Source organism: Mesorhizobium sp. M8A.F.Ca.ET.181.01.1.1 (assembly GCF_004792025.1).
In the GTDB taxonomy this organism is placed as follows: Bacteria; Pseudomonadota; Alphaproteobacteria; order Rhizobiales; family Rhizobiaceae; genus Mesorhizobium.
Window position 1 is genome coordinate 45276 of sequence record NZ_SRTV01000010.1, and the last position, 12597, is coordinate 57872.

General features: G+C 59.0%; 12 protein-coding genes. 1 reads left to right on the plus strand and 11 read right to left on the minus strand.

Features of this window, described 5'->3' with window-relative positions; all coding sequences use genetic code 11:
* Positions 1-7 precede the first annotated feature (7 nt).
* From EN824_RS28145 to EN824_RS28185, 9 genes are all read right to left on the minus strand, one after another.
* A complete protein-coding gene (locus EN824_RS28145) occupies positions 8-748 on the minus strand; it encodes a GXGXG domain-containing protein (RefSeq protein WP_135880813.1) in 741 nt (246 codons plus the stop codon).
* 3 nt (positions 749-751) lie between these two features.
* Positions 752-1648, minus strand: a complete 897-nt coding sequence (locus EN824_RS28150; protein ID WP_135917458.1) for a glutamine amidotransferase family protein — start codon at positions 1646-1648, stop codon at positions 752-754.
* Between the two features lie 304 nt (positions 1649-1952).
* On the minus strand, positions 1953-2675 hold the full coding sequence (locus EN824_RS28155) for an XRE family transcriptional regulator (RefSeq protein ID WP_135917456.1): 723 nt from the start codon (positions 2673-2675) through the stop codon (positions 1953-1955).
* Between the two features lie 159 nt (positions 2676-2834).
* On the minus strand, positions 2835-4136 hold the full coding sequence (locus tag EN824_RS28160) for a DUF4147 domain-containing protein (protein WP_135917454.1): 1302 nt from the start codon (positions 4134-4136) through the stop codon (positions 2835-2837).
* Positions 4137-5105 (minus strand): D-glycerate dehydrogenase, encoded by a 969-nt coding sequence (locus EN824_RS28165; RefSeq protein ID WP_135917452.1) that lies wholly within the window; start codon positions 5103-5105, stop codon positions 4137-4139.
* 65 nt (positions 5106-5170) lie between these two features.
* Positions 5171-6070: a succinate--CoA ligase subunit alpha gene (gene sucD / locus EN824_RS28170; protein ID WP_135880818.1), complete on the minus strand. Its 900-nt coding sequence runs from the start codon at positions 6068-6070 to the stop codon at positions 5171-5173.
* Positions 6071-6084: 14 nt separating this feature from the next.
* On the minus strand, positions 6085-7269 hold the full coding sequence (locus tag EN824_RS28175; protein ID WP_135880819.1) for a malate--CoA ligase subunit beta: 1185 nt from the start codon (positions 7267-7269) through the stop codon (positions 6085-6087).
* A gap of 13 nt (positions 7270-7282) precedes the next feature.
* Complete coding sequence (locus EN824_RS28180; protein WP_135917450.1) at positions 7283-8248, minus strand: CoA ester lyase; 966 nt, start codon at positions 8246-8248, stop codon at positions 7283-7285.
* A 12-nt stretch (positions 8249-8260) separates the two neighbouring features.
* Complete coding sequence (locus tag EN824_RS28185; RefSeq protein ID WP_135917448.1) at positions 8261-9451, minus strand: aminotransferase class V-fold PLP-dependent enzyme; 1191 nt, start codon at positions 9449-9451, stop codon at positions 8261-8263.
* 358 nt (positions 9452-9809) lie between these two features.
* Between EN824_RS28185 and EN824_RS35385 the strand changes: the two genes are divergently transcribed.
* Complete coding sequence (locus EN824_RS35385) at positions 9810-10211, plus strand: hypothetical protein (protein WP_189522235.1); 402 nt, start codon at positions 9810-9812, stop codon at positions 10209-10211.
* Positions 10212-10592: 381 nt separating this feature from the next.
* Here the strand turns inward: EN824_RS35385 and EN824_RS28195 are convergent, their stop codons facing one another.
* Complete coding sequence (locus tag EN824_RS28195; RefSeq protein WP_135906892.1) at positions 10593-11240, minus strand: response regulator transcription factor; 648 nt, start codon at positions 11238-11240, stop codon at positions 10593-10595.
* 25 nt (positions 11241-11265) lie between these two features.
* Positions 11266-12570, minus strand: coding sequence for a serine hydroxymethyltransferase (gene glyA, locus EN824_RS28200; RefSeq protein ID WP_135906890.1), 1305 nt, complete (start codon positions 12568-12570; stop codon positions 11266-11268).
* Positions 12571-12597: the final 27 nt, after the last annotated feature.

Here is a 12597-nt window from a genome sequence, read left to right on the forward strand (position 1 = left end):
GCTGGCCTCAATACGCGGCGGCGTTGTCGATGTTGAAATTGTACAAGGTGCGCGCGGAGCCGTAGCGCGTGAACTCCTCCGGCTTCACGCCCTTGACACCGGCGCGGTCGAGCAGTTCCTGCAGCTTGGCGATGTGCTCGGGACGCATTTCCTTGGCGATGCAGTCGGCTCCAAGACTCTGGACCTTGCCCCTGACGAACAACTTCGCTTCGTAGATGGAGTCTCCGAGCGCGTCTCCCGCATCGCCGAGTACCACCAGATGCCCTGATTGCGCCATGAAAGCCGACATGTGTCCGATATCGCCATGAACGACGATATCGATGCCCTTCATGGAGATCCCGCAGCGCGAAGACGCATTGCCTTCAATAACCAGCAAGCCACCCCTGCCGGTAGCGCCAGCGTACTGGCTGGCGTCACCCTTCACGATGATTTCACCCGACATCATGTTTTCGCCAACACCAGGTCCGGCCGACCCATGTACCGTAATGGTGCCCTGGCTATTCATGCCGCCGCAGTAATAGCCAACGCTGCCCCTGATATCGACAGTGATTGGCTGGTCCACTCCAGCAGCGACAGCATGCCCGCCGCCGGGGTTTAGAATTTCCCAAGCCGTCTCGTTGGACCCCGGCTTGATGTTGTGAAGCGCCTGGTTGAGTTCCCGTAGCGGCGTCTTGGCAAGATCGAACTTAACCGCTGAATGGTCCGAACTGCGCGGCGCTGCGGCCGTGGCAAGATTGGTCGTATGCATACCTCAATGCTCCCAGAAATAGACAGTTGCTGGCTCAGGTTCCCAAACCTTGGCGTTTTCTATGCCAGGCAGCATCGCGAGAGCGCGGTATTCCGACCCGAAGGCCACATACTGGTCGGTTTCGGCGAGAACTGCCGGCTTGCAGGCGATGGGGTCACGGACCACGCCGAAGCCTGATTTGGTGCCAACGACAAAAGTGAAGAAGCCATCCAGATCGCCGAGTGTGTGCTCCAGCGCTTCGCCAAGCTTCATACCGTGAGCCATCTTCGATGAAAGATAAGCAGCCGCCACCTCGGTATCATTCTCGGTTTCGAACTTCATGCCTTCGCGCTTGAGTTCACGACGAACGTTGTTGTGGTTTGACAGCGAGCCGTTATGAACCAGACACTGGTCCGGCCCCGTGGAAAACGGATGGGCGCCCATGGTCGTCACCGCCGATTCGGTGGCCATACGGGTATGACCGATGCCGTGCGTTCCAATCATCTTGGACAGGCCGAAACGATCGACCACGTCCCCAGGCAAGCCCACTTCCTTGTAAATTTCGACGTTATCGCCCGAACCCATGACGCGGATCGATGGCCTGATCTCGCCAAGCGCCGCACGGGTCGCATCGATCCGGTCTGAGGGGACGTCGATGACGGCATGCGTCGAATTGACAGCGACCTTGACCTCGACGCCAATCTTCTTGCGCAGCTCCGCTGCCAATCCGGCAAAATCGGACTGCGGCGACTGCGACTGAATGGTGACCTTGGCGCGGCCAGGCGTGGCAGGTCCGTAGATAGCAATGCCCGCACTATCAGGTCCGCGATCCGTCATAGAGATCAACATCTCGGACAACATCGCACCCAATTGGGGTTGAAGCGATTTGTCCTTCAAAAAAAGCCCCACGATTCCGCACATGACGGCCACTCCATAGTGATTGCAGCTGACAATTTTGGTAGCAGGTCCAAATTGGCAAATCAACTGTCATGAATTTTTTTTTCCTGAGGGAGAAATAAGCGGACACCATTTTTTTCTCGCATACAGGCCAGAACCATACCCAACTGATGATAGCAGCGAGAGCCAACTATCTGCTTTTTATAGAAATTCTCGAAGGCTGCCTGACAAGGCTGGCGAAGGCGTTGACGAGAATAGGCAACGCCGCTGGGTTAAGGGCCTCAGTCGGCCACAAAATAAACCCGTGTTCCCGTGGTCCTCTGCCCAGCTAATCCTGTCCGCCGCTCTGCGGATACGAGATGATGGAAAGGTAGCGCATTGGAAGTTTGATCAGTTCTTCCGGTCCGTGCGGGGCATCAGCATCGAAGAACAAGCTATCGCCAGGCAACATGCGGTAGAGCTTGCCGCCGTGGCGATACACAACCTCGCCCTCGAGCATGTAGAGAAATTCCATGCCATCATGCTGGAACATTGGAAAGACGTCGGAGTCTTCCGTCAAGGTAATGAGGTAGGGCTCGACCTCGACTCCGCTGGTGTTCGAACCGATATGGCCAAGCAAGGTGTACTGATGACCTGCCCGGGTGCCACGCCGTTCAACGTCCATGCCCTCGCCTGCCTTGACGAAAACAGCGTTTCGATCCTCCTCGAAGCGTCGAAAAAAGGCCGTGATCGGCACGCCCAGGGCATTGGAAAGCGTCTGTAGCGTCGTCAAGGACGGTGATGTTATCCCGTTCTCGATCTTCGACAGCATGCCGAGCGAGATATTCGTGGTGCTCGCAAGGTCCGCGACAGTAATGCCCAGTTTCTTGCGAAAGGCTCGGACCTCGCGACCGATCGCAAGCTCAAGGACTTTCTCCCTGGCATCGCGAACGGCATGGGGATCCTGGGACAAGACAGCAGAACGTGGGACGGCTGGCGCCGCGGGCGGTTTGCCCTCTGGCTCGTTGACAGACACCTTGGCGGCCGTCACAAGCTTTTTGACTTTTGCCATTTCGAACCGCCCAAATCCCAGACCCTACGATTTCACTTTAGGTAAACATATTTGCCACACCTTACAATACGCCGACTCCTGGCACTGGGCACGGCTGGCTGTCATCGAAGCGTTGTTAAAGGGTGCCGGCACTATCCGGGCGCCCGAGGACACTGAAGGTCAGCGCATCAGGACAATCTGAATATCGGCAACATTGGTGCCGGTCGCGCCGGTAATCAACAAGTCCCCTGAGCCAGCAAGCGCCCGGTAGGAATCGTTGTTCTCCAGGCTGCCGAGGGGATCGAGGCCCGTCTTCCGCATCCGGTCAAGCGAGCCAACATCAACTATGCCGCCCGCTGAATCCGTCGGTCCGTCAAGACCGTCGGTTCCACCACTGAGAAAAACCCATGGTCTGCGTATAGGCAAATGTTCGTTCAGCAGAGCAAAGCATAAGGCGAGTTCCTGATTACGCCCGCCGGTCCCACTACCCCTCACCTTTACGGTGGTTTCCCCGCCAAAGACCAGTGCCACAGGCGCATTGTGTTCGGCGGCCGTGCGTGCGCGTTTGTGGAGCGTGGCTGCAGCAGCAAGGACATCTCCGCAAAGCCAGTCATTTGGGTGAACCACGGAATGAAACCGGATGCGGGCCTTGTCAGCTACCCTTCGCTGACTGATCAGATTGCTCCCGACAATGACATTCTCGACATTGTCGAAATCATACGCGGCCTCGTGAGGTACCGCTTGGAACTCATCAAGCCGGCAATTCAAAGCGGTGGTTAACTTCGGCCGCAGTCCATATTTATCAAGCACCTCAACTGCTCGTCGGGCCGAGACATCGGGCATCGCGGTCGGTCCGCTGGCGATTGCCGAGACTTTGTCGCCACGAACGTCCGAGAGAATTAATGATAATACGCGGGCTTTTCCCGCCAAACGGGCAAGCTGGCCGCCCTTAAGTCGCGAGAACAATGGCCGGACGGAATTGATCTCGCCAATGTCCGCCCCGGAGTGAACCAATACTTTGTTGAGGGCTATCTTGTCGGCGAGTTCGATGCCCAACGGCGGCGCACACAGCAAGGCCGAGCCGCCACCGCTGACCAGAACAAGAACCAGGTCGCCGTCCCGCGCGCCCGCAACGGCATTCTCGATCGCCGCTGCGCCCGCAATGCTGCCCTGATCCGGGATCGGGTGGCCGCCGGTGATCACCTGGACCCCATCAATGGGGTCGATGTTCTCGTGATTGGTGAGGGCGATGGCCCTCTCCAACTTGTCGCGGACAAAAGGCAGGGCAGCCCGCGTCATGGAGCAGGCTGCCTTGCCGAAGGCGACCAGAATGATCCGCGACGCCCGCTCGAGCAGCTCACTGCGCTCAAGCAACGCCGCGGACACTGCGTGTTCAGGATTTGCTGCCGCCACGCCGTCGCGAAACAGGGCTACAGCCTCTTGGCGAAGGGCCTTGAGCACGCCAGCCGATTGGATGACCACCTAGGTCACCCTGTCGGGCGGTTGACGCCCCTCGGAGAAGGCGATCAGGTTGTCCACCGCCTTCATCCCCATCGCCACGCGTGTCTCTTCGGTGGCAGAGCCCAGGTGCGGAAGCAGAACAACATTGTTCAATCGCAAGAGCCGTTCGGGGACGAGAGGCTCTTCGGCAAATACATCCAGGCCGGCGCCAGCGATGGTGCGGTTCTCGAGCGCCTGAATAAGCGCATCCTGATCGACAACGTCACCTCTGGCCGTATTGATCAGAAATCCCCCGGGCTTCATTGCGCCGATGCGCTTGACGTCGATCAAGTGTCGATTTTCGGCCCCTCCGGGGCAATGCAGCGACACGAAATCCGATCGATTGAGGACTTCTTCGATGCTTGATACCTGCGTGGCAGCCATCGCCCGGAGCTCATCATCATCCACGCGCGAGCGATTGAAGAATATGATGTCCATGCCAAAGCCGAAACGGGCACGCTTCGCAACTGCCTTGCCTATGCGCCCCATCCCGATGATGCCTAGCGTCTTGCCCGAAACTTTGGCGCCAATCATATGGGTCGGACACCATCCCGACCATTTTCCCGCCCGCAATTGGCGTTCGCCCTCGCCGGTGCGCCTCGCAACCGCGAGCAGCAAGCTCAGGGCAATATCGGCGGTGCAATCCGTCAGTACGCCTGGCGTGTTTGTCACTAGGATGCCGCGCTGCCTGGCGGCATCGAGATCGATGTGACTGAACCCAACTCCGAAATTTGCGATCAACTTGGTGCGCCCGTCCTCATCGGGAAAAACAGACGCGGGCAGCTTGTCGCTGACCGTCGGCAGAATCGCATCAAAGCCCGCCATCGCGGCCTTGAGCTGCGTCGATGTGAAAGGAATATCTCCCTGGTTCAGCGTGACGTCGAAGCGTTCCGCAAGGACGCGCTCGACAGCGTCGGGCCAACGCCTCGTCACAATTATGCGCGGCTTCATGCGAGTTCCTCGCCGGTTGGATAAGGATCGCCCGTCAAAACCAATCCCGATTGCACGAACTCGGATCAGGCGGCTTTCATTTGCTCGGCGAGCACGCCGGCCACTGTAGCGCCGAACGCGGCGGGTGTCGGCACAATGGTCACGCCGGCGTCACGCAGGATCTCCACCTTCTCCTGTGCAGACTCGCCGAAGGCGGAAATGATTGCTCCGGCATGGCCCATACGTCTTCCCTTCGGCGCAGAGAGCCCGGCGATGTAGGCGATCAACGGTTTCTTCATATTCGATCTGGCCCACTCGGCGGCCTCGGCTTCTTGCGATCCGCCGATTTCACCAATCATGACCACCGCGTCGGTGTCATCATCCTTCTCGAACAGTTCAAGAATGTCGCGGAAGGACGACCCATTGATCGGGTCGCCGCCGATGCCGACGCTGGTCGATACACCGATGCCGAGCGCCTTCATCTGCGAGGCCGCCTCATAGCCGAGCGTGCCGGAGCGGCCGACGATGCCGACGCGGCCGGGCAGGTAGATGTTGCCCGGCATGATGCCCATCAGCGCCTGTCCCGGCGTGATCATGCCGGCGCAGTTCGGGCCGATCAGCCGCATTCGGTCCTCGAAGCGGTAGCGGCGCATGTAGCGCTTTACCTGCATCATGTCCTGCGAGGGGATGCCGTCGGTGATGCAGACGCAGAGTTTGATGCCGGCGTCGGCGGCTTCCATGATCGAATCTGCGGCGAAGGGCGGTGGCACGAAGACGATGCTCGCTTCCGCGCGGGTCTCACGCACGGCGCCCTTGACCGTGTTGAAGACGGGCAGGCCGAGATGCGTCTGGCCGCCCTTGCCGGGCGTGACGCCACCAACCACCTTGGTCCCGTATCGCTGCATATCCTCGGCATGAAAACTGCCGATCTTCCCGGTAAACCCCTGGACGATGACGCGGGTGCTGCGGTTGAGCAGGATTGCCATTTTCTCGACCTCCCTCAGGCTGCTTTTTTCTTGGTGGCCGCGCGCCAGGCGGCGACGGCCTTTTCGGCGGCTTCCGCCAGCGTGTCGGCGACAATCACCGCCTCGCCTGAATCGGCCAGGATGCGGCGCCCTTCCTCGACCTTGGTGCCGGCAAGCCGCACCACCAGCGGCACGTTGACGCCGACTTCCCGTATTGCCTTGATGACGCCCTCCGCAACCCAGTCGCAGCGGTTGATGCCGGCGAAGATGTTGACCAGGATGGTCTCGACATTCTTGTCGCCAAGCACGGCGCGGAAGGATTTCGCCACCCGCTCGGGCGAGGCGCCGCCACCAATGTCGAGGAAGTTGGCCGGCTCGCCGCCGGCGATCTTGATCATGTCCATCGTCGCCATGGCGAGGCCGGCGCCGTTGATGATGCAGCCAATATTGCCGTCGAGGCCGACATAGGAGAGGCCGCGGTCGCTGGCGAAGGTTTCGCGTGGGTCTTCCTGGCTCTTGTCGCGCAGTTCGGAGATTTCCGGCCGCCGGAACAAGGCGTTCTCGTCGAACGACATCTTGGCGTCCAGGGCCATCAGATTGCCGTCTCCGGTGATGACCAATGGGTTGATTTCCAGCATCGCGGCGTCATAGTCGCGAAACACCCGATAGCAACCCAGAAGCGTCTCGGTCGCCTTTCCGATCAATTTGGTTTCCAGGCCCAGACCAAAGGCGATTTCGCGCGCCTGGTATTGCTGCATACCCGTACCGGGATCGACTGTTGCCCGAATGATCGAGTCAGGCTTTTTCTCCGCGATTTCTTCGATCTCCATGCCGCCAGAAGCGGAAGCTATGATCATGACCCTCTCGGCCTTACGATCCAGCACAAAGGCGAGATAGATTTCCTGTTGGATCTCGACCGTCTCCTCGATATAGAGCCGCGATACCAGCTTGCCGCGTGGGCCGGTCTGGTGGGTCACCAGCTTCCTGCCCAGCATGGACTCGGCGGCATCGCACACCTCCTGATCGGAAGCACAGACTTTGATGCCGCCGGCCTTGCCGCGAGCGCCGGAATGAACCTGCGCCTTGACGACCCATTTGCTGCCGCCGATTTCGCTGGCACGATACGTTGCCTGCTCGGGGCTATAGGCCAGCCCGCCGCGCGGCACATGGATCCCATGACGGGAGAGCAATTCTTTCGCCTGATACTCGTGGATGTCCATGTCGAACTCCTCCTCAGTTCTGTGCGGCTTCGCGTAAATGCATCGGACGCTCGATGGCTTCGTGCGTGACCAGGACGTTGCGCGCCATGCGTTCCGATGCAGCGTCGATCATCTTGCCATCCAGAGACGCAGCACCCTTGCCCTGCTCCTCCGCTTCCTTGAGCACTTCAATGATCCGCCTGGCCCGCGTCACCTCCTTTTCCGGCGGTGAGAAGACGTCGTTGGCGAGCGCGATCTGCGACGGGTGGATCGCCCATTTGCCTTCGATGCCAAGGGCAGCGGCGCGCCTGGCGCCGGCGATGTAGCCCTCCGGATCGGAGAAATCGCCGAACGGCCCGTCAATGGCGCGCAGGCCATAGGCGCGGCAGGCGACGGTCATCCGCGATAGCGCGAAATGCCACTGGTCGCCGGGATAGTCGGGATTGAGGCCGCCAATGTTGACGGTGCGCGCCTTGCAGCTTGCCGCATAGTCGGCGACGCCGAAATGCATGGCCTCCAGCCGGCCGGGCGTGGCGGCAATCGCCTCGACATTGGCCATGCCGAGCGCGGTCTCGATCAGCGCCTCGAGGCCGACGCGGGTCTTGAAACCCTTGGCCATCTCGATCTGGTTGACCATGGCCTCGACCATGTAGAGATCGGCCGGGACGCCGACCTTGGGCACCAGGATGGTGTCCAGCCGGTCGCCGGCTTGCTCCATCACATCGACCACGTCGCGGTACATGTAATGGGTGTCCAGCCCGTTGATGCGCACCGAGACGGTCTTGCCCTTGGCGCGCCAGTCGATGTCGTTGAGCGCCTGGATGATGTTCTTGCGGGCGCGTTCCTTGTCGGGCGGCGCGACCGCGTCCTCGATGTCGAGGAAGACGAAGTCGGCGGCGCTGCTGGCCGCCTTGTCGATCATTTCCGGGCTGGAACCGGGAACCGCCAGCTCGCTGCGCTGCAGCCGCAATTTTTTCAAATGGTTGATGGTGTGGCTCATCGTCGGTTCCCCTCAGGCGGCTTCGGCGACCGGCATCGCGGCCGAGGCGCGGAAATGCTGGATGGCGGCGCCGACGCCGGAGCCCGGCGCCAGCTTGACGCCGCAGTCGAGCAGCGCCAGTTCGGCGGCGGACAGTGACGCCAGAACCATCACCTCGTTCAGCCAACCGAGATGACCGATGCGGAAGACCTTGCCCATCACCTTGTTGAGGCCGCCGCCGAGCGAGGTCTGATAGGTCTGGTAGGCGCGCTTGACGACGTCACCGCTGTCGATGCCTTCCGGCACCAGGATGGCGCTGACGGTGTCGGAGTGCCATTTCGGCGCCTTTGCGCACAGCTTCAGGCCCCAGGCGTCGACCGCCTTGCGCACGCCTTCGGCGAGGCGATGGTGACGGGCGAAGATGTTGTCGAGCCCTTCCTCAGCGATCAGATCGAGCGAGGCGCGCAGGCCGCGCAGCAGCTGTGTCGCCGGCGTGTAGGGGAAATAGCCGGCATCGTTGGCGCGGATCATGTCCTCGAACGAGAAATAGCAGCGCCGATGGGTCGCCTCTCTAGAGGCGGCGATGGCTTTTTTGCTGACCGATAAGAATCCGAGACCCGCAGGCATCATGAAGCCCTTTTGGGAACCGCTGACGGCGCAGTCGACACCCCATTCTTCCTGTCGGAAATCGATTGAGCCGATCGATGACACACCGTCGACGAAGAGCAGCGCAGGATGACCAATCGCGTCGAGTGTGGCACGGCAACCAGCGACATCACTGGTCACGCCGGTGGCGGTTTCGTTTTGCGTACAGAACACCGCTTTGATCTGGTGCCCCTTATCGGCCTTCAGCCGCTCGGCGTAGAGCTCGAGCGGAACACCGGTCCCCCACTCGCAATCGATTGCATCCACAACGAAGCCGAGACGGTCGGCCATGTCGATCCAAAGGTGCGAGAACTGGCCGAACCGTGACATCAGCACCCCGTCGCCGGGGCTCAGCACGTTGGTCATCGCCGCTTCCCAGGCGCCAGTGCCTGACGAGGGGTATATGAAGACGCGGCCGGTCTCGTTCTTGAACACCTTCTTGATGTCTTCAAACAACGGCAGCGTGAATTCCGGAAATGATCCGGCGCGCATGTCCTCCATCGGAACATTCATCGCCTGCCGGACCCGTTCAGGAACGTTGGTCGGTCCTGGGATGAAAAGATGGTTGTATCCGGCCATGACAGATTCTCCTCATATCGGCTTGGCGAATCCCGGCTCTGAAGGCATCGCCTGGTTCCGATTGGAGCATAGATATCTCGGCCCATTCGAAACAACACCCATCCGGGGAGAAAATACAAAGATCCCGCCTCGAAATAGGCCCATATGAGCACTCCATCATGACCCAAAAGGGTAGGACAAACCTACCCTTTTCAATTATACCGCACGCAAGACCACTGACAGTTATCAGTATGACTGTCTGTACTAGCCAGAGAAATTTGTGAATGACTTCGATGTTTTTTTTACAACTAGAATTTTAAATAATATTGACCTGAGGTGCCGATATCTCTTTGGAACAATAAATCCGAGATAATATTTTTTGAATTATATTTTCCATCCGGAGCGAATCGACGTGATTGAGCGCCAGCTCGTCACTATGCATCTGTCGACGACAGGTGCGGCGTTGATGGCACATGGCCAACAACAGTCGGCTCCCGTTTGCAAACGTGGTCCGACCCGCTTCAAGCGATCTCTGAGCCTCTGGCGGAACCAGAACGACCAGTGCATCGAGCATGCGCCGGGGAAGCAGGTCCTTGCAATCACTCATTCGGCAGAAAACGGAGCTGATCGTCACATGCTGACCGTCAACCGCAACCGACGGTTCGTCGGCCTCAGCCGCCCATTCTTCGTAAGAATCCAATGCATCCTGGAAAGACAAATGAAGCCCGAATGGGGCATGCCCGTCGTGAAGCGGCGGCAGAAAGCGCGACGCCTCGCATGAGCCACGTTGATGAAATCCGCCTGGGCAAACGTTGGCAATTTCCATGGAAATGACGAACTCCGCGCTCGGCGTTTCGCAAAGACATGCCTGCATATAGCACCTGTCTCGCAGGAGACGTTCTGCCTTTATCGGCCCAACCATAGCTTAACCAAACGAATACTACAAATAATATTTCTTTCTTAAAAGGAATATTTCTAAATCACCGGCGGGTGCGTGTTCGACCCAAAAGCGTGCTGCATCGCGGGCGTCTGGCGCGCGAAATCGGACAGGCGCATGCTGGAGCCTGATGGCAAGAACAAACCCTGCGTGAAGCGGCCTTCTTCAATGACCGACCGCCTGCGCCAGAACGTGGAGTGAATGACACCAGGTCGTCTGCCGGACTTAGCGGATAGTTTGCGGCACGCCCCGCTTCTTCTCTGCAGCATACAGCGCCACGGCCATAGCACGATTGCGTGCATCGAGCTTGTCGTAGAGATTTTTCAGATGGTATTTGACCGTGTTTTCGGAAAGACCGGTGCGCGTCGCGATCTGTAGATTGGTCCAACCGTCCGCCAGAACGGCCAGCAACTCTCGCTCCCGCGGTGTAAGTTTTGACAACGGTGTATCGTTAATTTTGGCGACATCGATGAAAGGTATGCAGATCCTGCCTCTCGCGACGACGAGTAACGTTTCGAAGAGAATACATGGATCGTCGAACTGATAGCAAAAGCCTTGTGCTCCCATGCGAACGCACTGTTTCAAAATGGCGGTGTCGTGCTCATTGGAGAAGACCACGACACGCACGTGAAGCTCGAGCCTTCGCAACGCGGCCAGGACCTCGCCACCATCCATATCTGACAGCTTCCAACCGACGACCGCGACATCAAAGGCGCAGACCGGCTCGGAAGCCGCCTTGATGAAGGCTTCCCCGCTCTGAACGCATTGTGCGAGTTCAAAACGCTGATCCTTGTTTATCATGTCGCAAAGGGCACTTAAGACCAGCGGGTTGCGGTCCGCGATCATAACCTTGAATCTGTTCACTTCGGCCATGGGTATTGTCGATCCTGAACCCGGTTTAATCGTAGATGGGGAACCTGCGCACCAGCGTGCCCACTTCTTCGCGAACTTCGTTCTCGACGGCCTTGTTGCCTTGTTCCCCGTTTGCCAGAAGCCCGTCGACAACCTTCATCGTCAATTTCCCTACCTGACGAAATTCTTCGGCCATGAAGCCGCGCGTCGTACAAGCGGGGGTCCCGAGCCTGATCCCAGAAGTGACTGCAGGGGTCTGCGGATCGAAGGGGATACCGTTCTTATTGCAGGTGATGTGAGCGCGACCGAGAGCGGCTTCCACAGTCTTTCCGGTCAATTGCTTGCGGCGCAGATCGACGAGCATCAGATGGGTGTCCGTGCCGCCGGACACGATGTCCACCCCACCAGCCGCGATGGTTTCGGCCAGAGCCTTGGCATTTGCGACAACATTGGCGGCATAGGTTTTGAACGCGGGCTTCAACGCCTCACCGAATGCAACCGCCTTGCCTGCGATAACATGCATCAAGGGTCCCCCTTGGATGCCTGGAAACACCGACGAGTTGATCTTCTTCCCAATCTCCTCGTCATTGGACAGCACCATGCCACCGCGCGGACCTCTCAGCGTCTTGTGCGTGGTGGTGCTCACGACATGCGCGTGCTGCAACGGATTGGGATGTACCCCGCCTGCAACCAGACCGGCAAAATGGGCCATGTCGACAAAGAGTTTGGCGCCAACTTCGTCACAGATGTTGCGGAAGATTTCGAAATCGATGATGCGAGGATAGGCCGAGCCGCCAGCCAGAATGAGTTTCGGCCGATGCTTGATTGCGAGATGACGCACCTCATCATAGTCAATCCGCTGATCCTGCGGCCTCACGCCATAGGAGACAACGTTGAACCACTTACCCGATTGGCTGACTGGAGATCCGTGAGTGAGGTGGCCGCCGGCGGCAAGGTTGAGCCCCATGAACGTGTCACCCGGCTGCATCAGCGCCATGAAGACCGACTGGTTCGCCTGGCTGCCAGAATTGGGCTGCACGTTGGCATAAGTGCAGTCGAACAGCTCCATGGCACGATTGCGGGCCAGTTCTTCTATCTCGTCGACATACTGGCAACCGCCGTAGTAACGCCGGCCAGGATATCCCTCGGCGTATTTGTTGGTCAGGACAGACCCTTGGGCCTCCAGCACCGCCTTTGAAACGATGTTTTCCGAAGCGATCAGTTCGATCTCGTCCCGCTGCCTTTGCAGTTCACGATTCATCGCGGCGTCGACGGCCGGATCGGATTCTGCAACGCCTGTGCGAAAGAACTGGCCGAGGCTGCCAAGGTCCGGTCTTGTCGGAATATTCATTTGTGTCCTCCTTATTCAGTACAATAG